Consider the following 24,419-nt stretch of genomic DNA (forward strand, 5'->3'; position numbering starts at 1 on the left):
CGACCGACTTCTGTCGACTTGTCGTCAGAAGTCGAGGCTGAGCAGCGGCTCCCGGAGGGCCGGGGCGGCGGGAGTGGGCTCCGGCAGGACCGGGCGCCGGGCGGCCGGATTGGTGCGGTGGTACAGCTCGTCGATGAGGGCGTTCGCCAGGCCGACGAGCTTCGCGATCTCGGTGTCATCGCGCTCCACCCAGCGGCAGAGCGGCTCGTCGTCGATGGGGACGAAGTCCTTGTGCTCCTCCCAGACGACGAGCGTGCGTTCCGCGCCGATCACGTACTGCTGCCACCACACCTGGCGCAGGTAGTTGCGCGGGATCGAACGCCAGGACTTCGTCGTGGTCTTGATCTCCGCGAGGACGACGGCACCACGTTCGGTGACGGCGATGCCGTCCGGCGTGGCGAGGTGGCGGTGCTCGACCTCCGCCCGGAAGAGGGCCGAGGAGGGGTTGATCCCATGGGTCGCCGCGACCCAGCGGGCGATCTCGGGTTCGCGAGCACGCCCGTGGTCGGTGAAGGCGTTCCCGGAGAAGCCGGTGCCGCCGAGCTTCGCGTCGGCCGCGCGCTGGATGGAGGCCGGGGTGGAGAGGGTCGCGACGTCGGTCGCGGTGATCCCTCGCGACCGTGCCCGCAGCCACGAGATGCGGTCGCTGGAGTCAGCGACGATCCGGGAGAGCAGGGCTGAGTTCACGACTCCATTGTCCCGCACACTTCGGCCTCCGGCGGTATTCGTCGCCGAGCGAGCGACGATGGGCGATGGACTTTTGTTTGACCACCGACAGAAGTGTGGCTAGCCTGGATCACGCAGCAGCGGCTGCCTGACACCGTCATCATTGAGGAGCATCGTGTCGACTTCCCACCTCTCCGTCCAGCTCTACTCGGTACGGGAGCCGCTGAGCGCGGACCGTGCCGCTGCGCTGCAGCGCCTCACCGAGATCGGATTCCGTCAGGCGGAGCCGTTCGGCTTCGGTCCCGGCGTGAGTCTGCAGGACATCCACGATGCGGGCCTCGTCACCCCGAGCGCGCACGGCAAGGTCATCGACGAGGGCATCGACCTCTCGGCCGTCTTCGGCGCGGCCGCCGAGCAGCAGGTCGGCGTCCTCATCGACCCCGCGATCGCCGTCGAGCGGTTCGCCACGGCGGACTCGGTCGCCTCGATCGCCGACGACCTCAACGCGGCGGCCCAGGTCGCCGCCGGCCACGGGGTGCAGGTCGGGTACCACAACCACTGGTGGGAGCTCGAGGGCGACGTCGCCGGCACGAGCCCGCTCGAGCACCTCGCCGCCATCACCGACCCCGCGGTCGTGTTCGAGGTCGACACCTACTGGGTCGAGGTCGGCGGGCGCCGCGCCGTCGACGTCCTCGCCACCATCGGCGACCGGGTGCGGTTCATCCACGTCAAGGACGGCGACGCCTCGCGCGACACGATGAAGCAGCTGCCGGCGGGCGCCGGTGTCGTCCCCGTGCTCGACATCATCAACGCAGCACCGCAGGCGTTGCGCGTCGTCGAGTTCGACGCCTTCGACGGCGACATCTTCCAGGGGCTCGAACAGAGCTTCACCTACCTCACCACGAACGGAGTCCAGGCATGAGCGACAACACCGGAACGGTCGGTGTCGGCCTCATCGGCGCCGGCGTCATCAGCGACCAGTACCTCAGCAACCTCGTCACCTTCCCCGACCTCGACGTCCGCTTCGTCGCCGACCTCGACCTCGAGCGGGCGAAGACGCAGGCCGAGAAGTACGGCGTCCCCGGCCACGGATCGGTCGCCGAACTCCTCGCCGACCCCGAGATCGAGATCGTCGTCAACCTGACGATCCCGAAGGTGCACGTCGAGGTCGCCATGCAGATCCTCGACGCCGGCAAGCACGTGTGGAGCGAGAAGCCCTTCGCGCTCGACCGCGAGAGCGGCCAGGCGTTGCTCGAGGCTGCGAACGCCAAGGGACTCCGCGTCGCGACCGCGCCCGACACCTTCCTCGGTGCCGGCATCCAGTCCGCCCGCCGTCTGGTCGAGGCCGGCGGGATCGGCCAGCCGCTCACTGCCCTGACGCTCATGCAGAGCCCCGGCCCGGAGTCCTGGCACCCGAACCCCGACTTCCTGTTCCAGGACGGTGCCGGCCCGCTCTTCGACATCGGCCCGTACTACATCACCGCCCTCGTGCAGCTGTTCGGCCCGATCGCCCGCGTCACGGCGTTGGCCTCGCAGGCGTTCCCGCAGCGCACCATCGGCTCCGGTCCGCGCGCCGGACAGTCGTTCGACGTGACCGTGCCGACGCACGTGAGCGCCCTCTTCGAGTTCGAGAGCGGCCAGCTCGCGCAGAGCGTGTTCAGCTTCGACTCGAAGCTCGGACGGACGCAGTTCGAGGTCGCGGGCTCCACCGGGACGCTCGTCGTCCCCGACCCGAACACCTTCGAGGGCGAGCTGCTCGTCTACGGCGGTGGCGAGGAGCCGGAGTCCATCCCGTCGACCGGCCCCACGCAGGGTCGCGGGACCGGTGTCGTCGAACTCGCGCAGGCGATCCGCGCCGGACGCCCGGAGCGCGCTTCGGGTGAGCTCGCCTACCACGTGCTCGACGTCATGGTCTCGACCGCCGAGTCCGGCCTCAGCCGCACCTCGGTGGACGTCGTGAGCACCGTCGAACTCGCTCCGGCGCTGCCCGAGGCGTGGACTCCGGCGGACCGTTCCCTCGGAGCATGACCGTGACGGCTCCCGGCATCGCGGTGGTGGGCGGTGGCTTCATGGCCACCGTCCACAGCCGGGCGGCTCGCGCAGCGGGTGCCCGGCTGGTGGGCGTCGTCGCCTCGACGCCCGAGCGGTCGCGTCAGGTCGCCGGCGAGCTGGGGTTCGAGCGCGGGTACGAGTCGCTCGACGCCGTGCTCGCCGATCCGGCGGTCGACGTGGTCCACGTCTGCACGCCCAACGCCCTCCACGCGGAGCAGGCCCTGGCGGCGATCGCCGCCGGCAAGCACGTCGTCTGCGAGAAGCCGCTCGCGACCGACGCCGAGACCGCGCAGCGGCTCGTGACCGCCGCCGCGGAGGCCGGCGTCGTCGGCACCGTGCCGTTCGTGTACCGGTTCCACCCGCTCGTCCGCGAGGCCAGGGCGCGCGTCGCGGCCGGTGACCTCGGGACGCTGCTCACCATCAGCGGGTCCTACCTGCAGGACTGGCTGCTTGCGCAGACGGACGACAACTGGCGCGTCGACTCGGCTGCCGGCGGGCGCTCGCGCGCGTTCGCGGACATCGGGTCGCATCTCGTCGACCTCATCGAGTTCATCACTGGGGCGCGCATCACGGAGCTGAGCTCCACGGTCCGCACCTTCTTCGCCGAGCGCGCGAACACCCCCGAGGTCACCACCGAGGACGCCGCCGCGGTCGTCATCCGCCTCGACGGCGGGGCCATCGGGACGCTGCTCGTCTCACAGCTCGCGCCCGGCCGGAAGAACCGTCTCCACCTGGAGGTCGCCGGCACCGAGCTGAGCATCGGCTTCGACCAGGAGGCCCCCGAGACACTGTGGTTGGGACGCCGCTCCGGCACGCAGCTGCTCCCGCGCGACGCCGACCAGCTGCACCCGGACGCCGCACGGCTGTCGATCATCCCGGCGGGCCACCCGATGGGCTACCAGGACGCGTTCAACGCCTTCATCGCGGACAGCTACGCCGCGATGGCCGGGCAAGCCCCCGACGGGTTGCCCGTCTTCGCGGACGGCCTGCGTGCCGCCCGCATCACCGAGGCGGTCCTGGACGCCGCCGACACCGGCGCCTGGACCCCGGTCGCCACCTCCACCGATGACGAGACGAGGATCACCGCATGACCGACACCACCGACAAGCCCTACGCGAGCCGACTTCCCGTGACGCTGTTCACGGGGCAGTGGGCCGACCTCCCGTTCGAGGAGGTCGCGCGACTGGCTGCGTCCTGGGGCTACGACGGGCTCGAGATCGCGGCGTCCGGCGACCACCTCGACCTGAAGCGGGCCGACGAGGACGACGCCTACCTGCAGTCGCGCCTCGACATCCTCGACCGGCACGGGCTCGAGGTCTTCGCGATCTCCAACCACCTCACCGGGCAGGCGGTGTGCGACGACCCGATCGACTTCCGCCACCAGGCGATCGTCCGCGACTACACCTGGGGCGACGGCGACGCGGAGGGCGTCCGGCAGCGCGCGGCCGAGGACATGAAGCGCTCGGCCCGGGTCGCTCGCAAGCTGGGCGTCGACACGGTCGTCGGCTTCACCGGCTCGAAGATCTGGCAGTACTCGGCGATGTTCCCGCCCGTCCCGGCCTCGGTCATCGACGCCGGCTACGAGGACTTCGCGACCCGGTGGAACCCGATCCTCGACGTGTTCGACGCGGAGGGCGTCCGCTTCGCCCACGAGGTGCACCCCTCGGAGATCGCCTACGACTACTGGACGAGCGTCCGCACCCTCGAGGCGATCGACCACCGCCCCGCGTTCGGCTTCAACTGGGACCCGTCGCACATGATGTGGCAGGGCGTCGACCCCGTCGGCTTCATCGTCGAGTTCGCGAACCGCATCTACCACGTCGACTGCAAGGACACGCGGATCCGGCCGGCGACCGGGCACGCCGGCATCGTCGGCTCGCACCTGCCCTGGGGTGACCCGCGTCGTGGCTGGGACTTCGTGTCGACCGGTCACGGCGACGTGCCGTGGGAGGACGCGTTCCGCGCCCTGTCGAGCATCGGCTACGCCGGACCGATCTCCATCGAGTGGGAGGACGCCGGCATGGACCGCCTGCACGGGGCCGAGGAGGCGGTCGGGTACATCCGGAAGCTGCTCTGGAAGCTCCCCGAGCAGTCCTTCGACGCCGCGTTCAGCACGCAGTAGGGCGCGGTCCCTGGAGCTTCCACCCGGTCCCTGAGCCTGTCGAACGGCGGTCGGCGGCTACAGCGCCTTCGCAGCGGCGACGAGCACCTGGTTGAGCGTGGGTGCGCCCGTGGCGCGGAACACCTCGGTGCCGTCGTCGCTCGTGATGATGACGGTCGGCGTGGACCGGATGCCGTCGGCTTCGGCCTCCGCGGACCGAAACGCGACGTCGCGCTCCTCGACGACGGCGCCGGCCACGAGTGCCGGGACCTCGGCCAGGACCGCGCGAGCCTGCATGCAGGGGGCGCAGAAGGCGGAGGTGTACAGGGTGAGCTTCACGCTTCGTCCAACGCCCACCGGCCGTCCGTCATTCCGCCGGTCGCCGGTTCCTGGGTGATCGGTCAACCCGTCGCCGCTTTCCGGGCCGATGCACCAGGATGGGCGCATGAGAATCGCAGTGACGGGAGGCTCGGGCAAGCTCGGGCGAACAGTGGTCGGCCATCTTCGGGAACACGGCCACCTGGTAATCAACTTCGACCAGGCGGGGGAGCGCGGTGACGGCTTCGTCCGCATCGACCTGCGGGACGCCGGGCAGGTGTTCGACGCCCTCACCGGGGTCGACGAGCAGGCGCCGGACGGGTTCGACGCGGTCGTCCACCTGAGCGCCATCCCCGCGCCAGGGCTCTCGACGAACACGGCGACCTTCCAGAACAACATCATCGGCACCTACAACGTGTTCAACGCCGCCATCAAGGCGGGCATCACGAACATCGTCACGGCGTCGAGCGAGACCGTCCTGGGTCTGCCGTTCGACACCCCGCCGCCGTACATCCCCGTCGACGAGGCCTACGCCGCCCGACCCGAGTCGACGTACTCGCTGTCGAAGCACCTCGAGGAGCAGCTGGCGATCGAACTCACCCGGTGGCACCCCGAGCTCAAGATCATCGCCCTCCGCTTCTCGAACGTGATGGACGAGGCCGACTACGCGGCGTTCCCGTCGTTCGACGCCGACGCCACGCTCCGCAAGTGGAACCTGTGGGGCTACATCGACGGGCGGGACGGCGCGCAAGCCGTGCGCCTCGCCCTCGAGCACCAGGCCACCGGCTTCGACCGCTTCATCATCGCGGCGGCCGACACGGTCATGTCGCGCGACAACACCGAGCTCGTCGCCGAGGTCTTCCCCGGGGTCCCGGTGAACGGCGACATCGCCGGCAACGGGACGCTGCTGTCGATCGACCACGCCCGCGAGGTCCTCGGCTACGACCCGAAGCACAGCTGGCGCTGACCCGTTCTCAGGAGTTCCTCGGCGCGTCGCTCGCTCGCGAGCCCGGCGCGCCGGAGGACTCCTGAGAACGGGACGTCAGAGGGTGTCGTTGAGCTTGGCGAGCAGCTCGGCCAGGCGGCGGACCTCCGCCTCGTCCCAGGACGAGAGCTGCTGGTAGAGCATCGCCTGGTCGTTGGCCCGTGTCGACTCCATCCGGCGCTCGCCCTCGGCGGTCGCGACCACGAGACTCGCACGGCCGTCCTCCGGGTCCGGCGTCTTCGTCACGAGGCCGAGGGTCTCGAGCTGGTGGACGAGCCGACTCACGGCACTCTTGTCGATCGCCAGCATCTCCGCCAGGGCACCGGCACGCACCGCTCCGGAACGCGACACCATGCTGAGCAGCTTGTAGCCGGCCGGCTGGAGCCCGGGGGAGATCCGTTCGGCCCGATCACGGATGCCGTTGCGGATGCGATTGATGAGCAGGGCGAACTGCTCCTCCACCGCCCCGATCGCGAGATCGTGCGCGGTGCCGGCCGCTGCGTCGTCGGCAGCGGCCGGCCCGGCCTGGGCGTCGTGATCGATGGACATCGTTCGCATTGTACGGACTAGCGACCGTGGCGGGGGCTGTGCGCCCCGGTGCCTGCGTCGGCACGCGAGTCGACGTCCTCGTCGCGTCCGCGCTCCAGCCGCGTGTCGGCCTCGCCACCGATCATGGCCTCGGCCACATCGAGCGCACCGGTCGCGAACGACTGGGTCGAGGTCGATGCGGTCGTGGTCGAGACGGAACCGGTGGCGGCGCCGACGAGTGCCGGTTCCCCGCCACCCTGCTCGGCCATCCGCTGCACCGCGTTCTTCGAACCGAGCTTCTTGTTCGGCAGGAAGATCACGGCGAGGATCGTGAGGATCGCGAGCGGCGCGGCGACGAGGAAGATGTCGGCGACCGCGTCCCCGTAGACCGACTCGATGATCGTCCGCACCGACTCCGGCAGGGTGCTCACCTTGGGGATCGTGCCGCTCGACAGCGTCTCGGCGATCTTGGCACCGGGAGCACCGAGGGCGACGATGGCCGCCTGCAGGTCGTCCTGACGGTCGGATAGCATGTCGGTCACCTTCGTGGCGAGCACCGAACCCATGACCGACACGCCGATCGTGCCGCCGAGGCTCCGGAAGAACGCGACACCGGCGCTCGCCGTACCCAGCTGCTGCGGCAGGACGTCGTTCTGGACCACGAGCACGAGGTTCTGCATGACCATGCCGACGCCCGCGCCGAGCACGAACATGTAGACGGAGACGAGCAGGTAGTTCGAGTCGTAGTGGATCGTGCTCATGAGGAACAGGCCGACGGTGAGCAGGATGGAACCGACGATGAGGTACGGCTTCCAGTGGCCGAAGCGGGAGATGAACTGCCCGACGACGATGGAGGCGATCAGCAGACCGCCGATCATCGGGAGGGTCAGCAGACCGGACTCGGTCGGCGTGGCACCGCGGGCCAGCTGCATGTACTGGCTGAGGAAGACGGAGGTGCCGAACATCGCGACACCGACCGAGATGCTCGCGATGACCGCGAGGGTGAAGGTGCGGTTCTTGAAGAGCGACATGGGGATGATCGGCTCGTCGACCTTGATCTCGACGATGACGGCCGCGGCGAGCAGGAGGACGGAGACACCCACCATGACGAGCGTGGTGAAGCTCGCCCACTCGAACTGCGTGCCGGCCAGCGTGACCCAGATGAGCAGCAGCGAGACGCCGCCCGCGATGAGCGCGGCACCGAGGTAGTCGATCTTGACCTTGCCGACGGTCCGCTTCGGCAGGTGGAGCGTGCGCTGCAGGAGGAAGATCGCCGCGATCGCGAAGGGGACGCCGACGAAGAAGTTCCAGCGCCAGCCGAGGGAGTCGGTGAGGAGACCGCCGAAGAGCGGGCCACCGACGGTGCCGACGGCCATCACGGCGCCGAAGAGGCCCATGTAGCGGCCGCGTTCACGCGGGCTGATGATGTCGGCCATGATGATCTGGCTGAGCGCGGTGAGTCCGCCGGCGCCGAGGCCCTGGAGCACGCGGAAGCCGATGAGCGTGCCCGTGTCCTGCGAGAAGCCGGCGAGTGCCGAACCGAGGACGAAGATCCCGAGGGCGAGCTGGATGAGCAGCTTGCGGTTGAAGAGGTCGGCGAACTTGCCCCAGATCGGGGTGGAGACGGTCGTGGCGAGCAGGGTCGCGGTGACGACCCAGGTGAACGCGGTCTGGTCGCCGTTCAGGTCGGAGATGATGCGGGGGAGCGAGGTGGAGACGACGGTTCCGGCGAGGATCGAGACGAACATGCCGAGGAGGAGGCCGGATAGGGCCTCGAGCACCTGGCGATGCGTCATGCCGTTGTCCGCCCGCCCGGGCGTGACGGTTGCAGTGGTGTTGGTAGACATGGGCTCCGCGATCGTGATGACGTCAGGTAGTTGATATGCGTCAACTATATGACAAGTAGTTGATCAGTGTCAACCAATCGCGACGGCGGGGTATTCCCGTTGCCCTGCGACAGGCACAGAGGCCGGGGAGGGGCGGCTCGGGGAGCGGATGGAGCCGCTCCCCGAGCACGTCCTTGAGCGTCCCGTTCGCGATGTGCAGGCGCCGCTCGGCGCGCTTCGCGACGGCCGAGTCGTGCGTGACGATGACGACGGTGAGCCCGCGGTCGCGCCACAGGCCCTCGAGGAGGTCCATGATCTCGTCGCGGGTCTCCTCGTCGAGGTTGCCGGTGGGTTCGTCGGCGAGCAGCACTCGGGGTTCCTTGACGAGCGCACGGGCGATCGCGACCCGCTGCTGCTGCCCGCCCGACAGCTCGGTGGGGAGGTGGGAACCCCGCTCCGCGAGTCCGACGGACGCGAGCGCCGCTCTGGCCCTCGTCTCACGTTCGGCCCGCGGGGTGCCGATCGGGACCAGGGCCATCTCGACGTTCTCCTGCGCCGTCAGCGTGGGGATGAGGTTGAACCCCTGGAACACGAAGCCGATTTCCGTGGCGCGGATCCTCCCGAGCTTCGTCTCGCTGAGCGTCGAGAGGTCGTCGCCGGCGAGGGAGATGCCACCGGCGGTCGGTCGGTCCAGCGCGCCGAGCATCTGGAGGAGCGTCGACTTGCCGCCGCCGGTCGGGCCTTGGATGGCGACGAGCTGGCCGTCGGGGATCTCGAGGTCGACGCCGTCGAGCGCCGTGACGGAGCGCTTCGCCTGGCGGTACTGCTTGGTGAGGCCGGTGATCGTGTACATGGGGTCCTTCGTTCTGCTGGGTGGAGTGCTGCGTGGGACCGCCGGATGGTCGCGCGGAGCGGACCGCCGGCGGCGGCCGGTTCGTCGCCTAGGCGACGGAGCGGAGCGCCTCGGCCGGACGGAGTCGTGCGGCGCGCCACCCGCCGATGGCACCGGCGAGCAGCCCGCCGAGGATGGCGATCCCGACGGCGATGACGATGATCCAGGCGGTCACGGGAGCCTGGAGGACGATGTCGGTGGTGGTCGCGGTCGCCGCGCCCGGGGCGCCGCCGAATCCACCGGCCGCTCCCGCCGTCGCGTCCGACGGCATGCCCGCAGCGCCGCCGGGGCCGCCGAACCCGCCGCCGGCGGAGGTCGTCGCGGCCGCGCTGAGTGTCGGGGCGACGAGGTTCACGACGAGGATGCCGACGAGGCCGACCGCGACACCGACGGCGCCGCCGATGAGCGACTGCACGACGGACTCGCCGGCGACCTGGCCGACGATGCGCCGGTTGCTCCAGCCGATCGCCTTGAGCGTGCCGAACTCGCGGGTCCGGCGGGTGACGCCCGAGATCGTGAACAGGATCGCGATGAGGAACGCGGCGGCGAGCACGATGAGCGACAGCCAGGTGCCGAGGTTCGACACGAGCGTCGATGCCGAGGCGAGCGAGCCGGACACGGTGGACGCGAGGTCCTCCTGGGTGCTCACGGTCGTGTCGGGCAGTGCCGTCTCGATGTCCGTCTGGACCTGCGCGATGTCGGTCGACGAGGCGGCCTGCACGTACACGTCGCTGACCTGGCCGTCGAGCCCGGCGAGCGTCTGCGCGACGTCGAGGGGGATGTAGACGTTCGACGCGGTCGTGGCGTCGGCTCCGGAGGCGGTCACCGTGCCGACCACCGTGAACGTGGTGCCCGCGAGGTCGATCGTGTCGCCGGTGGCGATCCCCGCCTCGGTGGCGTAGGCGGCGTCGAGGACGGCGACGTCCGTGCCGGCGTCGTCGGCTGCGAGCGAGCGACCGTCGCTGAGCGTGACGGCCGAGAGCGGACCGACGGCGTCGCCCGAGGGGTCGAGCCCGAGGACCGTGAAGGAGTCGATGCCGAAGGAACTGCCGCCCGCGCCGTCCGGACCGCCCTGTGGCGGGGTCGCGCCGGTCGCGTCACCGCCGGGCACGCCTGCCGTCCCGTCGGATCCCTGCGCCTGGGAGACGTCGGGCAGCTCGCCCGTGAAGGTCGTGTTCGTGAGCGACAGCGTCGCTGCCGCGGCCTCGACGTTCGCGACGTCGGTGATCGTGTCGAGCGCCGTCGCATCGAAGGTCGACCCGCCACGCGCCGCCTCGAGCCGAGACTGGTCGACGGTCGTCGTCCCGTCGCTCGTCGCCCCATCGCCCGAACCGAAGTCGAAGGTCTGGCCGGGGCCGCCGCCGTCCGTCGGCGCCTCGGCGGCCTGACTGACCGTGATGTCCGTTCCGACCCCGTAGACGGATTCCAGCACGGACGCCTGAGCCGTCTTCACGCCGGCGGCGACGGAGTTGACGATGATCACGAGGGCGATGGCGAGCGCCATCCCGATGGCGATGATGACGGTCTGTTTGCGACGACCGACGAGTTCCCGCCGGAGATACGTTCCGAACATGTCTGCGTTTCCTTCTGCTCCTGGTCCACGTGTCGGCATCCCGTTGCGCGGCGCCGACGATCCGCACGTCGCGGATGACTCGGACCGGACGCTACGGAGGCTCACTTGGCCTGCGCCTCGGCGACGCTATGAATCGGCCCAGGCCCTCGACGGGCGCTCCGTCGGCTCCAAGGAGGCTCAGCATCCGTCTGGCCGGTTCATGGACAGCTCATAGGGTCGGGGCCAATACTGAACGCGTGAACATGCAGACCCAGGCGTCCGGTGCGGCGCGAAGCGCACTCAAGCGGGCCGACGGCACCGCCGTGCGAGTGCTCGTCGTCGATGACGAGGCGACCCTCACGGACCTCCTGCAGATGGCCCTCCGGTACGAGGGTTGGGAGATCCGGACCGCCGCCGACGGTCGGGAGGCGCTGACGATCGCCCGCGACTTCCGACCGGATGCCGTCGTGCTCGACATCATGCTGCCGGACCTCGACGGGCTCCAGGTGTTGAACCGCCTGCGCACCTCGGGAAGCGACGTGCCCGTGCTGTTCCTCACCGCCAAGGACTCGCTCGACGACCGCATCGCCGGCCTCACCGCCGGGGGAGACGACTACGTCACGAAGCCCTTCAGCCTCGAGGAGGTCGTCGCCAGACTCCGCGGCCTCATCCGCCGATCGACGCTCCTCGCGGCGGACGAAACCGGTCCGGACATCATCGTCGGCGACCTCGTGTTGAACGAAGACAGCCACGAGGTGACGAGGGACGGGGAGTCCATCGAGCTCACGGCGACCGAGTTCGAGCTGCTGCGCTTCCTCATGCGCAACCCGCGTCGGGTCCTCAGCAAGGCGCAGATCCTCGACCGGGTGTGGAGCTACGACTTCGGCGGTCGGGCGAGCGTCGTCGAGATCTACATCTCCTACCTCCGGAAGAAGATCGACGCCGGACGTGAGCCCATGATCCACACCGTGCGCGGTGCCGGCTACATGTTGAAGATCCCGACGGTCAGTTCGTGACCACGGGCGCCCCAGCCGCCGACCCGGCAGCGACGACCGTCGGCTCCGTCCACCCGAAGCGCGCGCCCTGGACCCTGCGTCGACGCCTGATGGTCGTCGTCGTCGGGCTGCTCGCGCTCGGCAGCGTCGTCGTCGGCGTCGCGAGCGCCGTGGCGGTGAGCGGCCTCCTCACCGAGGGCGTCGACAACCAGCTCACGAAGGCCGCCGAGCGGATCGTCGACTACGGCCGGAACGGTCAGCTGTCCACCCCCGACGCGGTGCCGGACTCGGAGCTGCCCGGCGGGTACGGCGGCGGGGGCGGCGGAACCCGCGAACCTCCGGCCTTCATCGGCGCCCCGGGGCTCGGGCCCGGGGCGCTCGGAGCGATCGTCGTCGACGGCACGATCGTGAACGCCGGCTACCTCAACGCCGACGGCAGTACCGTCCCGTGCACGGAGAGCCAGGATGCGATGATCCTGACGGTCTCCGCCGGTGGCCGCCCATCCACCATCGACCTCGGTGCCTACCTCGGCGAATACCGGGTCGTCGCCGTCACCGACGCGAGCGGCGCGACGAGGGTCATCGGGCTTCCGCTCTCCGAGGTCACGTCGACGGTCATGCAGCTCGTCACGCTCATCGCGATCATGAGCGTCGTGGTCCTCCTCCTCGCCGGCCTGGCCGCGTTCGCGATCGTCCGGTACTCGCTCCGCCCGCTCGACCGGGTCGTCGCCACGGCCGCCGTCGTGGCGGAACTCCCGCTCGACCGTGGAGAGGTCGCGCTGGCCGTCCGGGTGCCGGATTCCGACACCGACCCGCGGACCGAGGTCGGCCGCGTGGGTTCGGCGATCAACCGCATGCTCGGCCACGTCTCCTCCGCGCTCAACGCACGGCAGGCGAGCGAGAACAAGGTCCGCCGGTTCGTCTCCGATGCGAGCCACGAACTGCGGACGCCGCTCGCGTCCATCGCCGGCTACTCGGAGCTGGCCGCCCGGAGGTCCGACACGCTCCCCGATGACGTGACGCACTCGCTCGGCCGCATCCGCTCCGAGGCCGGCCGCATGACGACGATCGTCGAGGACCTGCTGCTGCTGGCGCGTCTGGACGAGGGACGGGAGCTCGCCAAGCGCCCCGTCGACCTCACCGAACTCGTCATCCACACGGTCGGCGACGCCCACGTCGCCGGTCCCGGGCACGTCTTCGAACTCGACTTCCCGGAGGAGCCCGTGCTGGTCACGGGGGACGCGTCGCGCCTGCAGCAGGTGATCGTCAACCTGCTGGCGAACGCGCGGACGCACACCCCGGCCGGGACGACCGTGCGGACGGGGCTCGCGATCGAGAGCGGTCCAGGCGGCGAGCTCGCGGTCCTGACCGTCGCGGACGACGGGCCGGGGATCGACCAGGCCCTCCAACCCAACCTGTTCGAACGCTTCGTGCGCGGCGACGACTCGCGGTCACGGGCCACCGGGAGCACCGGCCTCGGGCTGGCGATCGTGCACGCCGTCGTGACCGCACACCACGGTTCGGTCTCGGTCGAGAGTGTCCCCGGGCGGACGGTGTTCCGCGTCGAGCTGCCGGCTGCTGCGGCTCCGGCTGGGCCTGTCCGAGCGGGGGAGTGATGCGCGTGCGGCCGGGTAGCGTGGTCCCCATGTGGGTGAAGGTGTGCGGACTGTCGGAACCGTCGAGCGTCGCGGCGGCGGTCGAAGCGGGGGCCGATGCGATCGGGTTCGTCTTCGCGCCCGGATCGCCCCGCACCGTCGAGCCGGAGATCGTCGCCTCGCTGGTGGCCGACGTCCCCGAGCACGTGCTCACCGTCGGGGTGTTTAGGCGGCAGTCGGTCGAGGAGGTCTCGCGCATCGCGGGTGAGGCCGGGGTGCAGGCGGTCCAGCTCCACGGCGACGAACCGCCCGAGGCGTTCCACGAGCTGCAGGCGATGGGGTGGCGGACCCTCCGGGCGACCTCGGCCGTGCGCTACGCGTCCCAGAACGCCGCAGAGCGCGCCGCCTTCGCGGAGGAACTGCTCCTCCTCGACGCACCCGACCCGGGCGCCGGCAAGACCTTCGACACGATCGCCCTCACCGCGAATCCGCCGACCCGCACCTGGATCCTCGCCGGCGGTCTGACCCCGGCGAACGTCGCCGGTCTCGTCGCGGAACTCCGCCCGTGGGGGGTCGACGTCTCGAGTGGGGTCGAGTCGTCGCGCGGGGTGAAGTCCCCCGAGCTCATCCGGTCGTTCGTGCACGCCGCCCGCACCGCCCGGGCGGTCTGAGCGTCCGAGGCGCACCCGCTGGTCCGGGATGTGACCAGCACGCTACATTCGTCGGATGAGGCGGTCGGTCGACCGCGACGACGACGAGGAGCGCACCACCGTGATCGACACCATCCTGCTCGCCGCGGACGACAACGGTCGTGCCGCCATCGAGTTCATGAACGCCCCCGCCAACGTCTTCGGCGGCATCATCGGCTACGTGCTCTTCGTCGCATCCGTGTGGGGCATGTTCGAGAAGTCCGGTCGCGCGGGCTGGACCGCGCTCATCCCGATCTACAACTGGTACGTCGTCGTGAAGCTCGCCGGCTTCACGGGCGCGGCCACGATCCTCTACTTCATCCCGCTCGTGAACATCGTCTTCGGCTGGGTCGTCGGATGGCACATCGGCAAGCAGTTCGACAAGAGCACCGTGTTCCGCGTCTTCGGACTCATCCTCTTCCAGCTGATCGGATTCTTCATCCTCAGCTACGGCTCGGACCGCTTCCTCGGCAAGCAGGCCGACCGCTCCTAGACGCCCCCGGCGGGCACGAAGGCGTCACCGGGACGGCCAGGCCCACGGCGGCGTCGACAACAGGCCCTGGTCCGCGACCAGGGTCTCGCCGAGCTGCTTCACCAAGCGGTGCTCGTGCACGTCGCCGGCCTCCAGCATCGCGTCGATGAGTGGGCGGGCGTGGGAGACGACGATGAGCTGGGTGTCGGCGCTCGCCGCGGTGATGAGGCTGGCGAGGTGGGGCAGGAGCTCGCCGTGGAGACTGGTCTCCGGCTCGTTCAGCACCATGAGCTCCGGCGGGCGCGGGGTGAGGAGCGCCGCGACGAGCAGCAGGTAGCGGAGCGTACCGTCGGACAGCTCGCCGGCCGACAGGGGCCGGAGCATGCCGGGCTGCTCGAACTCCAGGCGGAACACCGCGTCATCGGCGCGCACCCGGAGTCGACTGCCGGGGAAGGCCTCGTCGACGGCGGCGTCGAGTCGGTCGGCACCACCGGACTCGATGATCGTCTGCACGGCGGCCGCGAGGTCCGATCCGTCGTGCCCGAGCACCGGGGTGCGGGTGCCGACCTGCGGGACCCGGGCCGGGGCATCGCGGTCGGTCCGGAACTGGTCGTAGAACCGCCAACCGCGGACCTGGCTCCGGATGCGCAGGACCTCGGGCGTCGCGTCGGCGTCGGAGAACTCCGTGAGGATGCTCTCCGACACCCCGAGCGCCCGGCCGGCCGGCCGCCAGGACCCGTCACGGACGCGGACCGCCGGCCCCTGTCGGTCGACGAGCAGGCTGCTCGGCTTGGCCAGCGCGCCGGCGAAGATCTGCTCCCGTTTGATCTCGGGGTCGCGACCGAACAGGGTGCAGGAGGGCTGCGGGATGCCGAGGTCGACGAGGTAGCCGAGGGTGTCCGTCGCGAAGCCGAGGAGGAGGCTGACCGGACCCGAGCGTCTCGTCCCGCGGATCGGGGTGCCGCCGTCGACCGCGGCGTGCTGCACGTGCTCGGGCCCCGCCCAGAGGGTCGAGGAGAGCCCGCCGTCCCGGGCGAGGGACCCGACCACGTCGCCGTCGCCCGCACTCGCGAGGAGTCGGAGCGCGCGGTAGAGGTTGGACTTCCCGGAGCCGTTCGATCCGGTCACCACGTCGAGACCGTGCAGGGGCAGCACCGTGTCGCGGATGGACCGGTACCCGGCGATGGCGAGTGTCTGCAGCATGCCTCCATGATGTCGGCCACCGGGGACATCGTCCGGTGGGGCGGTCTGCCGTGCTCCGATCGTCTCCGCCGTGCTTCTGCGTGTGCTACGGTGGTGGAAACCAAAGACCGCCGGTCACTGTCGCGTGCAAACGAGACAGTCGAAGGTTCTCATGACGAGACGTCCAGCGCAGGTGTATGAAGATCTGATCGAGGCTCGCCTCTCCCCAGCTCCGTGCGCTTGCGCCGGAGCTTTTTTCATGCCCGAACCCTTCGCCGGCCCGGCGGTTGATGCGTGCGGCCTCCGCTGCACGCATACAAGATTCGAAAAGGAGTGGCCATGGCGAACAAGGAAGCCTCGGTTGCCGAACTCACGGAGAAGTTCCAGAGCTCGACCGCCGTTCTGCTGACCGAGTACCGCGGCCTCACTGTTGCTCAGCTCAAGACCCTGCGCAAGAGCATCAGTGCGGACGCAACCTACGCCGTGGTGAAGAACACGCTGACCAAGATCGCGGCGAACAACGCCGGCATCTCGTCGTTCGACGACGAGCTCGCCGGTCCGTCCGCGATCGCATTCGTGCACGGTGACCCGGTCACCGTCGCGAAGGCTCTTCGTGACTTCGCCAAGGCAAACCCTCTCCTCGTGGTCAAGGGCGGTTACTTCGACGGTAACCCGCTGACCGCTGAAGAAGTCGGCAAGCTCGCCGACCTCGAGTCCCGTGAAGTGCTGCTGGCCAAGCTTGCCGGCGCCGTCAAGGCCTCGCTGTTCGGAGCTGCCTACCTCTTCAACGCACCGCTCTCGAAGGCCGTTCGCACGGTCGAGGCGCTGCGCGAGAAGCAGGAGTCCGCGGCCGAGTAATTCGGTTCCGCGAACAATCAACCCCGTACCTGTGCGCCGCGTGAAGCGGTTGCAGGGCATGAAACAAGGAGAACAATCATGGCAAAGCTGTCAAACGAAGAACTGATCAACGCCTTCAAGGAGCTCACGCTCATCGAGCTCAGCGAGTTCGTCAAGCTGTTCGAGGAGACCTTCGAGGTCACCGCTGCTGCTCCCGTCGCCGTCGCCGGCCCGGCTGCTGCAGGCGCTGCTGTTGAAGAGGTCGAAGAGAAGACCGACTTCGACGTCATCCTCGAGGCTGCTGGCGACAAGAAGATCCAGGTCATCAAGACGGTCCGCGAGCTCACCTCGCTCGGCCTCGGCGAGGCCAAGGCTCTCGTCGACGGCGCTCCGGCTGCCGTCCTCGAAGGCGCCAACAAGGAAGCCGCTGACAAGGCGAAGGAAGCCCTCGAGGCTGCCGGCGCCACCGTCACGCTCAAGTAGTCGGTTCCCTACGGGGGACAACCACTGGGCTGGCGCCCGACTCCGGTCGGTCGCCGCTGACGATCGCGGATCTTCCTGACGAGTGCTGCACGCACTCAGCAGAGACATCCGTGATCGGAGGGCATCGCCCCCGATCCGTTCGGGAGCGATGCCCTCCGTCCGTTAACCGGAGGGCCCGCGATTCGTCGTACCGCTCTCCGCACGCACGCGCGGATGCTCTGCACCCGTCGACGACGTTCGTCGACGGTTCACGCAGGCATCCGCGTCGTCGTCCCCACTCCCCGTGAGGGTGGTGCTCGATGCGGTGCCCGAATCGGGAGAACCCATCACCATGAACACCCGTGCACGCTGGCGTGCCATCACCACCTGGATCCGGGCGCGGCTTGCATCCGTGCCCGACCGACCGGAGCGGGCCGCCGACGCCCGTCCTCCGGATCCCCGGGTCACCGTGTCCTTCACCACCTGGATGCGCTGACCCGACGACGAGCCGGTCCCCGACGTGAACCCGCGTCGGGGACCGACCGGTGGTAGATGTATAGCTGAGCTATGTATACTGGTCTCATCATGACCGAGAACACCACGCATTCCCCCCTGCACACGATCCTCGGCGACCTCATCACGGCATCGCACCGGCTCACCCGCCTTGCCGCCCAGGCCACCGGATCCTCCGAATCACCAGCCGTCTGGCGCACGCTCTCCGTGCTCACCACGGTCGGGCCGGTCCGGGTCGGCGAACTGGCCCGACAGAGCCGCGTCTCGCAGCCCACCATGACCAAGCTCGTCCAGAGCCTCGACGAACGCGACTGGATCAAGCGCATCGCCGACGTCGACGACCACCGGGCCTGGCTCATCGCCATCGCCCCCAAGGGGACCGCGGCCCTGCTCGCCTGGCGCGACGAACTCACCGACGCCCTGGAGCCGGCCTTCACGGACCTGGGCGATGACGACCTCGCCGCCATCGCGCGAACGGTCGAGATCATCCAGGAACGCGTGGCCGTCGAGGTCGCCTCGGAGCTGACCGCATGAGCCGGGACACCGCTGCGCACCCCGTCACCCCGATCGCCACTTCGAACGCCGCCGGTGGACACGGCCACGGCGGAGGGCTCGCCGGGATCCTCCACCAGCCGAAGGCCGTCTGGGCCGTCGCCTTCGCCAGCGTCATCGCGTTCATGGGCATCGGCCTCGTCGACCCGATCCTCCCCGCCATCGCCGAAGACCTGCAGGCGACCCCGACACAGGCCGAGATGCTCTTCACGAGCTACCTGCTGGTCACCGGTGTCGCGATGCTCTTCACGAGCTGGCTCTCGAGCCGGATCGGCGCCAAGCGCACCCTGCTGATCGGCCTCGCGCTCGTCGTGGTGTTCGCCCTGCTCGCCGGGCTGTCGGACTCCGTCGGCGCCGTCATCGGCTTCCGTGCCGGCTGGGGACTCGGCAACGCCCTGTTCATCTCGACCGCGCTGGCGACCATCGTCGGTGCGGCCAGCGGTGGTCGTGCGAACGCGATCATCCTCTACGAGGCGGCGCTCGGGCTCGGCATCGCCGTCGGCCCGCTCCTCGGCGGCCTCCTCGGCGGCATCGGGTGGAAGTGGCCGTTCTTCGGCACCGCGACCCTCATGGCCGTCGGGTTCATCGCGATCGTGGTCCTGCTGAAGACGGAGGGGCCGAAGCCGACGCCGCTGAAACTGTCCGCGCCGTTCCGTGCCCTGGCGATCCCGTCGCTCGGCATCCTCGCCGCGGCAGCGCTCTTCTACAACATCGGCTTCTTCACCCTCCTGGCGTACTCGCCGTTCCCGCTCGGGCTCGACGCGATGGGACTCGGGTTCACCTTCTTCGGGTGGGGCGTCGCGCTCGCGATCACGAGCGTCTTCGTGGCGCCGTTGCTCACCGCCCGGATGCGCCGGACCTCGGTCATCAAGCTGGTGCTGCCGCTGCTGGCACTCGACCTCGTGGTCGGCGGCCTCCTCGTCGAGTCGACGGCCGGTCTCATCGTCTGCATCGTCGTCGGCGGGCTCCTGCTCGGCGTGATGAACACCGTCCTCACCGAGGCCGTGATGGAGGCGACGGACCTGCCGAGCAACGTGGCGTCCTCCGCCTACTCGTCCGTGCGGTTCCTCGGGGGAGCGATCGCCCCGCCGGCCGCCGCGGAGATCGCGAAGCTCGTCTCGCCGGCCGCGCCGTACTACGTGGCCGCCGGGTCGATCGTGGTCGCCCTGCTCATCGTCGTCATCGGCCGCAAGCACCTCGCCCGGGTCGACGGGCCCGTGGAGAGCGACGTCGACGAGGCCATCGCGATCACGGCAGCTGACGCGAGCTGACCGCTCCGGCAGGCCCGGAGGTGGACTGGAGGCTCACTCCGCCCCTTCGGGCCGTGTCGTGGTCTGTCGGATCATCAGCCGCGTCGGCCACTGCACCTCGGTGACCGCGTCGCCACCGGCCTCGCCGTCGGGGTCCTGGGGGCGACGGCCCTCCTCGAGGTCCTGGAGCAGGATCTCGACGGCGCGACGACCCTGTGCCCTGGGTTCCTGCTCGAAAGTCGTCAGCGCGAACATCTCCGCGTAGGAGTGCCCGTCGATGCCGATCACCGAGAGCTCCGCCGGAACGGTGATCCCGAGGCGTCTGGCGGCGATGATGATGCCGATCGCCACCTCGTCGGTCGACGCGAAGACCGCCGTCGGCCGGATCCGGGCGTCGCGGAGCAGCTGGGCCGCGGCCTCGTAGCCGCCGGGCAGCGAGTGGACCGCCGGCAGGACGTGCACGGTGGAGGCGAGGCCGGCCTCCTCCATCGCCGCCAGGTAGCCGGCGAGCCGTCGGCCGTGGACGGTGTCCGTCTGCAACTCGGCGTCGTGACCGGTGATGTGCGCGATGCGGGTGTGCCCGAGCGTGATGAGGTGCTCCGTCGCCTCCCGCCCGATCGCCTGGTCGTCGATGTTGATCGAGTGCGCTCCCCGGATGTTCCCGCCGATCGAGACCAGCGGCCTCGGGTTCGCGAGCAGGCGGGCGATCTCGTCCTGCGAGGCCTCGATGCCGATCGAGATCATGCCGTCGAAGCGCTTGTTCGTGAGGTACGAGTCGAAGATGCGGTCGCGGTCCGCGGCGTCCGGCGGCAGGTGGTGCAGGGTCAGGTCGTAGCCCCTGGCGCGCAGTGCGCTCTCGGCCCCCTCGAGCACCTCGCCGAAGTACCAGCGGTTGAGGAACGAGGTGAGGACCCCGATCGCCAGGGTGCGTCCGGTGGACAGGCTCGCGGCGATCGGTGACGCGACGTAGCCGATCGTGGCCGCCGCCTGGACGACGCGTTCGCGCGTCTCGGTCGACACGTATCCGCGTCCGGTGAGCGCTCGCGAGGCCGTCGCTTTCGAAACGCCGGCGAGGGCCGCGACATCACTGATGGCACCACTCATGCCGACTCCCTCCGTTGGGTAGCACCACCATAGCGAATCTGGAACGGACCTGGAACACGGGCATGGAACGGATCCATAACGGCTCGGCCACGATTCCGGCGCAAATCCGCGTGATTTCGGTGGGAGCGCTCTCACTGTCTATTTCGTTATGTTCTCGTGCTTGCATCCTGGTCCGCGGTGAAGTACTTTGACGCATGGAAACGGTTCCGCATCCGGAACGATTCCGCACCAGTGCATCATCGGAACGGCTCGACCCTGGAGTCGTTCGAACCTGCAGCACTCAATGAGGAGGACACAGATGAGTTTCATTCGGACCCGCCGGACGGCCCTGCCGCTGGCCGTCCTGGCCGTCGCGGGCGTCGCGCTCACCGCCTGTTCAGGCGGATCCGGCAGCAGTGGCGGTGGCGACGACGACAAGACCGTCACCATCTACGGCACGATTGCCGACACCGAGGCGGAGCTGCTCGAGCAGAGCTGGGCCGACTTCGAGAAGGAGAGCGGCATCACGATCAAGTACGAGTCCTCCAAGGAGTTCGAGTCGCAGATCGGTATCCGCGCGCAGGGCGGCAACCCGCCCGACCTCGCGATCTTCCCGCAGCCCGGCCTCCTGGCCGACCTCGCCAAGCGCGACTACCTGAAGCCCGCTCCCGAGGGCGTCACCGCCAACGTCGAGAAGTACTGGTCGAAGGACTGGGCCCGCTACGGCACCGTCAACGACACCCTGTACGGCGCTCCGCTCATGGCGAGCGTCAAGGGTCTCATCTGGTACCAGCCGTCGAAGTTCGCCGAGTGGGGCGTCGAGGTCCCGAAGACCTGGGACGAGCTGCTCGCCGTGACGAAGACCATCCAGGAGAAGACCGGTGCGGCTCCCTGGTGCGCCGGCTTCGGCTCCGGCGACGCGTCGGGCTGGCCCGGCACGGACTGGATCGAAGACCTCGTCCTGCGTCAGCAGGGCCCGGACGTCTACGACGACTGGGTGGCCAACAAGGTCAAGTTCACCGACCCGAAGATCAAGGAAGCCTTCGACTCGGCCGGCGAGATCCTCAAGAACCCGGAATACGTCAACGCCAGCTTCGGTGACGTGACCTCGATCAACTCCACGGAGTTCGGCGACGTCGCCCCGGCACTCGCGTCCGGCGCTTGCGCGCTGCACCACCAGGCCTCGTTCTTCTCCGGCTTCCTCGAGGACGCCGGCGCGACCGTCGCTCCCGACGGTGACGTGTGGGCCTTCGTGACCCCCGGCATCGAAGAGGGCGAGACCGCCGTCACCGGTGGTGGCGAGATCGTCGGCGCGTTCAGCGACGACGAGAGCACCGTCAAGGTCCAGGAGTACCTGTCGAGCGCCGAGTGGGCGAACAGCCGCGTGAAGCTCGGCGGCGTCATCTCCGCCAACAACGGCCTCGACCCGGCCAACGCCTCCACGCCGATCCTCAGCCAGGCGATCGAGATCCTGCAGGACGAGAAGACCACGTTCCGCTTCGACGCCTCCGACCTGATGCCAGGTGCCGTCGGCGCCGGAACCTTCTGGAAGGGCCTCGTGAACTGGATCAACGGCGACGAGACCGACCAGGTGCTCAAGGACATCGAAGCCGGTTGGCCGTCCGCCGAGTAGTCGACATCCGGAACTGCTGCTCATGAGCGGAAGCGTCGGAGGGTGATCACCCTCCGGCGCTTCCGCCTCGGCAGTGGATCCCCCTAGGGTTCACTCAGGGTCCAACGCCGTACTCGAAAGGCTAGCTATGTCAGGTTTCCTCAACTGGTTGGGCGGACTCCCACCGCTCGCCCAGATCCCGATCGTCGTCATCGCCTTCGCCGCGGTGGTCGCCCTCCTCCTCTTCTTCGTGGACATCGCTCCGCGCAAGGGCACGCTCTACACGGTCATCCGCCTGGCGTTCTGCGTCCTGGTGCCCGTCATCGTCGTCCTGTTCTTCGGTTCCTTCCTCTGGGCCGCGGCCGTCGCCGCCGTCCTCGGCGGGGTGCTCTTCCTGCTCGACTACCGGTCGAAGAAGGGCGTCGGCTACCTCGTGCAGCTCGTCGGCTTCCTCGCACCCGCGTTCCTGCTGCTCCTCATCGGCCTCATCCTCCCGACGATCAACACCACCATCGCCGCGTTCATGTCGGCCTCGGGCAAGAACTTCGTCGGCTTGAACAACTTCATCTGGCTGTTCACCCAGCCGAGCGCCATCCGGACCGTCGTCAACACGATCATCTGGGTGCTCCTCGTCCCCGCGCTGTCGACGGCGTTCGGTCTCGCGTACGCGGTGTTCATCGACAAGTCCCGCGGCGAGAAGTACTTCAAGATCCTCGTCTTCATGCCGATGGCGATCTCCTTCGTCGGAGCGTCCATCATCTGGCGCTTCATCTACGCCTACCGCGAGGCGGACGCCACCCAGATCGGTCTGCTCAACCAGATCGTCGTGTGGTTCGGCGGCACCCCGGTGCAGTGGTTGCAGAACGAGCCGTGGAACACGCTGTTCCTCATCGTCGTGCTCATCTGGGTGCAGACCGGATTCGCGATGGTCGTCCTGTCCGCCGCGATCAAGGGCGTCCCGACCGAGCAGATCGAAGCCGCCGAGCTCGACGGCACCAACGGTTGGCAGCGCTTCACCAACGTCATCGTCCCCGGTATCCGCTCCTCGCTGGTCGTCGTCGTGACGACGATCTCGATCGCGTCGCTGAAGGTCTTCGACATCGTCCGCACCATGACCGCCGGCAACAACGGCACCTCGGTCATCGCGAATGAGATGTACACCCAGTTCAAGAACTTCGAGAACGGCCGGAGTGCGGCGTTCGCCGTGATCCTGTTCATCCTCGTGCTGCCGATCGTCATCTACAACGCGCGGCAGATCAAGAAGCAGAGGGAGATCCGATGAGTGCTGTGCAGCCGATCGAACTACCGATCGACGACTCCACCAAGAAGCAGCTCGAGCAGGGTGAGCGCGGCATCGAGGCCGCGAGCCGCCGGACGAAGAAGCGCCTCACGAGCCGTGGCGCGACCATCGCCGCGGTCGTGATCGCGGTCCTCTGGACGATCCCGACGTTCGGACTCTTCGTCTCCTCGTTCCGGCCGGAGCAGCAGGTGAAGACCACCGGTTGGTGGACGATCTTCGCCGACTTCCAGGTCACCATCGACAACTACGTGCAGGTGCTCCAGGCGGGTAACTCGACGCTGAACCTGGCGGGGTCGTGGGTCAACTCGATCGCCATCGCCATCCCGGCGACGCTCCTCCCGCTCGTGATCGCGAGCCTCGCGGCGTACGCGTTCGCGTGGATCGACTTCCGTGGCAAGAACTTCCTGTTCATCATGGTGTTCGCCCTGCAGGTCGTGCCGATCCAGATGGCCCTCGTGCCGCTGCTGTCGACGTTCTCCCGTGGGCTGAACGTCTTCGGTCTGCAGGTCGGTGAGGGTCTGGACGCGAGCGGCACGTTCGCGCAGGTGTGGATCGCGCACACCATGTTCGCGCTGCCGCTGGCGATTTTCCTGCTGCACAACTTCGTCGCGGAGATCCCCGGCGAGGTCATCGAGGCGGCCCGGGTGGACGGTGCCGGTCACGGCCAGATCTTCTTCCGGATCGTGCTCCCGCTGACGATGCCGGCCATCGCGTCCTTCGCGATCTTCCAGTTCCTGTGGGTGTGGAACGACCTCCTGGTCGCCCTCATCTTCGCGGACGGTGAAGTCGCGCCGATCACGAAGCTGCTCGCCGAGATCACGGGTACCCGAGGGAACGAGTGGCACCTCCTCACGGCCGGTGCGTTCATCTCGATCCTCGTGCCGCTCGTGGTGTTCTTCGCCCTGCAGCGCTACTTCGTCCGCGGGCTCCTCGCCGGTTCGACGAAGGGCTGACCCG

The 24,419-nt window shown here is 69.1% G+C and carries 25 protein-coding genes; 17 read left to right on the plus strand and 8 right to left on the minus strand.

Translation table 11 applies throughout. The annotated features are described in order from the left end of the window. Positions 1-24 precede the first annotated feature (24 nt). The gene (locus ASF68_RS17300) at positions 25-687 is read right to left on the minus strand and encodes a YqaJ viral recombinase family protein (protein ID WP_056014090.1); all 663 of its coding nucleotides are present in this window, start codon (positions 685-687) and stop codon (positions 25-27) included. Between the two features lie 154 nt (positions 688-841). Between ASF68_RS17300 and ASF68_RS17305 the strand changes: the two genes are divergently transcribed. From ASF68_RS17305 to ASF68_RS17320, 4 genes are read left to right on the plus strand one after another with little or no spacing between them, the layout of a single operon-like run. Beyond that, positions 842-1,588: a sugar phosphate isomerase/epimerase gene (locus tag ASF68_RS17305; protein ID WP_056014093.1), complete on the plus strand. Its 747-nt coding sequence runs from the start codon at positions 842-844 to the stop codon at positions 1,586-1,588. Beyond that, positions 1,585-2,694, plus strand: a complete 1,110-nt coding sequence (locus tag ASF68_RS17310) for a Gfo/Idh/MocA family protein (protein ID WP_056014096.1) — start codon at positions 1,585-1,587, stop codon at positions 2,692-2,694. Before ASF68_RS17305 ends, ASF68_RS17310 begins: the two co-directional genes overlap by 4 nt. Continuing rightward, positions 2,691-3,809, plus strand: a complete 1,119-nt coding sequence (locus ASF68_RS17315; RefSeq protein WP_056014699.1) for a Gfo/Idh/MocA family protein — start codon at positions 2,691-2,693, stop codon at positions 3,807-3,809. Before ASF68_RS17310 ends, ASF68_RS17315 begins: the two co-directional genes overlap by 4 nt. Next, positions 3,806-4,840 (plus strand): sugar phosphate isomerase/epimerase, encoded by a 1,035-nt coding sequence (locus ASF68_RS17320; protein WP_056014099.1) that lies wholly within the window; start codon positions 3,806-3,808, stop codon positions 4,838-4,840. Before ASF68_RS17315 ends, ASF68_RS17320 begins: the two co-directional genes overlap by 4 nt. Before the next feature lie 57 nt (positions 4,841-4,897). On the opposite strand, the gene ASF68_RS17325 is transcribed toward ASF68_RS17320, so the two are convergent. Then, positions 4,898-5,158 carry a hypothetical protein gene (locus ASF68_RS17325; protein WP_056014101.1) on the minus strand — a complete coding sequence of 87 codons (261 nt, stop codon included), beginning with the start codon at positions 5,156-5,158 and terminating at the stop codon, positions 4,898-4,900. A gap of 106 nt (positions 5,159-5,264) precedes the next feature. On the opposite strand from ASF68_RS17325, the gene ASF68_RS17330 reads away from it, so the two are divergent. Continuing rightward, complete coding sequence (locus tag ASF68_RS17330) at positions 5,265-6,104, plus strand: NAD(P)-dependent oxidoreductase (RefSeq protein WP_056014104.1); 840 nt, start codon at positions 5,265-5,267, stop codon at positions 6,102-6,104. 75 nt (positions 6,105-6,179) lie between these two features. Here ASF68_RS17330 and ASF68_RS17335 read toward each other — a convergent pair whose 3' ends face one another. The 4 genes from ASF68_RS17335 to ASF68_RS17350 form a co-directional block, all read right to left on the minus strand. Then, positions 6,180-6,671 carry a MarR family winged helix-turn-helix transcriptional regulator gene (locus ASF68_RS17335; protein ID WP_162235720.1) on the minus strand — a complete coding sequence of 164 codons (492 nt, stop codon included), beginning with the start codon at positions 6,669-6,671 and terminating at the stop codon, positions 6,180-6,182. Between the two features lie 17 nt (positions 6,672-6,688). Beyond that, positions 6,689-8,497, minus strand: coding sequence for an MDR family MFS transporter (locus tag ASF68_RS17340; protein ID WP_369796523.1), 1,809 nt, complete (start codon positions 8,495-8,497; stop codon positions 6,689-6,691). A gap of 40 nt (positions 8,498-8,537) precedes the next feature. After that, positions 8,538-9,329: an ABC transporter ATP-binding protein gene (locus tag ASF68_RS17345; protein WP_082498789.1), complete on the minus strand. Its 792-nt coding sequence runs from the start codon at positions 9,327-9,329 to the stop codon at positions 8,538-8,540. Positions 9,330-9,417: 88 nt separating this feature from the next. Then, positions 9,418-10,941, minus strand: coding sequence for an ABC transporter permease (locus ASF68_RS17350; RefSeq protein ID WP_056014108.1), 1,524 nt, complete (start codon positions 10,939-10,941; stop codon positions 9,418-9,420). Positions 10,942-11,183: 242 nt separating this feature from the next. Between ASF68_RS17350 and ASF68_RS17355 the strand changes: the two genes are divergently transcribed. From ASF68_RS17355 to ASF68_RS17370, 4 genes are read left to right on the plus strand one after another with little or no spacing between them, the layout of a single operon-like run. Beyond that, complete coding sequence (locus ASF68_RS17355) at positions 11,184-11,936, plus strand: response regulator transcription factor (RefSeq protein WP_056014701.1); 753 nt, start codon at positions 11,184-11,186, stop codon at positions 11,934-11,936. Beyond that, positions 11,933-13,531 (plus strand): cell wall metabolism sensor histidine kinase WalK, encoded by a 1,599-nt coding sequence (locus tag ASF68_RS17360; RefSeq protein ID WP_056014111.1) that lies wholly within the window; start codon positions 11,933-11,935, stop codon positions 13,529-13,531. The genes ASF68_RS17355 and ASF68_RS17360 overlap by 4 nt, the downstream gene beginning before the upstream one ends. A gap of 29 nt (positions 13,532-13,560) precedes the next feature. Beyond that, positions 13,561-14,181 carry a phosphoribosylanthranilate isomerase gene (locus tag ASF68_RS17365; RefSeq protein WP_056014114.1) on the plus strand — a complete coding sequence of 207 codons (621 nt, stop codon included), beginning with the start codon at positions 13,561-13,563 and terminating at the stop codon, positions 14,179-14,181. A 55-nt stretch (positions 14,182-14,236) separates the two neighbouring features. Further along, positions 14,237-14,692, plus strand: coding sequence for a DUF5684 domain-containing protein (locus ASF68_RS17370; protein WP_056014117.1), 456 nt, complete (start codon positions 14,237-14,239; stop codon positions 14,690-14,692). A gap of 24 nt (positions 14,693-14,716) precedes the next feature. Here the strand turns inward: ASF68_RS17370 and ASF68_RS17375 are convergent, their stop codons facing one another. After that, entirely contained in the window at positions 14,717-15,874 is a 1,158-nt protein-coding gene (locus ASF68_RS17375; RefSeq protein WP_056014118.1) for an AAA family ATPase, read from the minus strand. 318 nt (positions 15,875-16,192) lie between these two features. Between ASF68_RS17375 and rplJ the strand changes: the two genes are divergently transcribed. The 5 genes from rplJ (at position 16,193) to ASF68_RS17400 (ending at position 19,488) form a co-directional block, all read left to right on the plus strand. Then, positions 16,193-16,711: a 50S ribosomal protein L10 gene (rplJ, locus tag ASF68_RS17380; RefSeq protein ID WP_056014121.1), complete on the plus strand. Its 519-nt coding sequence runs from the start codon at positions 16,193-16,195 to the stop codon at positions 16,709-16,711. A 78-nt stretch (positions 16,712-16,789) separates the two neighbouring features. Continuing rightward, positions 16,790-17,173: a 50S ribosomal protein L7/L12 gene (rplL, locus tag ASF68_RS17385; RefSeq protein ID WP_056014124.1), complete on the plus strand. Its 384-nt coding sequence runs from the start codon at positions 16,790-16,792 to the stop codon at positions 17,171-17,173. Positions 17,174-17,504: 331 nt separating this feature from the next. Then, positions 17,505-17,648: a hypothetical protein gene (locus ASF68_RS17390; protein ID WP_157580590.1), complete on the plus strand. Its 144-nt coding sequence runs from the start codon at positions 17,505-17,507 to the stop codon at positions 17,646-17,648. Positions 17,649-17,737: 89 nt separating this feature from the next. After that, positions 17,738-18,199, plus strand: a complete 462-nt coding sequence (locus ASF68_RS17395; RefSeq protein WP_056014129.1) for a MarR family winged helix-turn-helix transcriptional regulator — start codon at positions 17,738-17,740, stop codon at positions 18,197-18,199. Next, complete coding sequence (locus ASF68_RS17400; protein WP_082498790.1) at positions 18,196-19,488, plus strand: MFS transporter; 1,293 nt, start codon at positions 18,196-18,198, stop codon at positions 19,486-19,488. The genes ASF68_RS17395 and ASF68_RS17400 overlap by 4 nt, the downstream gene beginning before the upstream one ends. A 33-nt stretch (positions 19,489-19,521) precedes the next feature. Here ASF68_RS17400 and ASF68_RS17405 read toward each other — a convergent pair whose 3' ends face one another. Further along, positions 19,522-20,571, minus strand: a complete 1,050-nt coding sequence (locus ASF68_RS17405; RefSeq protein WP_056014132.1) for a LacI family DNA-binding transcriptional regulator — start codon at positions 20,569-20,571, stop codon at positions 19,522-19,524. Positions 20,572-20,869: 298 nt separating this feature from the next. On the opposite strand from ASF68_RS17405, the gene ASF68_RS17410 reads away from it, so the two are divergent. The 3 genes from ASF68_RS17410 (at position 20,870) to ASF68_RS17420 (ending at position 24,415) form a co-directional block, all read left to right on the plus strand. Further along, positions 20,870-22,183: an ABC transporter substrate-binding protein gene (locus tag ASF68_RS17410; protein WP_056014135.1), complete on the plus strand. Its 1,314-nt coding sequence runs from the start codon at positions 20,870-20,872 to the stop codon at positions 22,181-22,183. Between the two features lie 127 nt (positions 22,184-22,310). Continuing rightward, complete coding sequence (locus ASF68_RS17415; RefSeq protein WP_056014137.1) at positions 22,311-23,444, plus strand: carbohydrate ABC transporter permease; 1,134 nt, start codon at positions 22,311-22,313, stop codon at positions 23,442-23,444. Beyond that, on the plus strand, positions 23,441-24,415 hold the full coding sequence (locus ASF68_RS17420; RefSeq protein WP_056014140.1) for a carbohydrate ABC transporter permease: 975 nt from the start codon (positions 23,441-23,443) through the stop codon (positions 24,413-24,415). The genes ASF68_RS17415 and ASF68_RS17420 overlap by 4 nt, the downstream gene beginning before the upstream one ends. Positions 24,416-24,419 lie beyond the last annotated feature (4 nt).

Origin of the sequence: Plantibacter sp. Leaf314 (assembly GCF_001423185.1) — a bacterium.
Classification (GTDB): domain Bacteria; phylum Actinomycetota; class Actinomycetes; order Actinomycetales; family Microbacteriaceae; genus Plantibacter.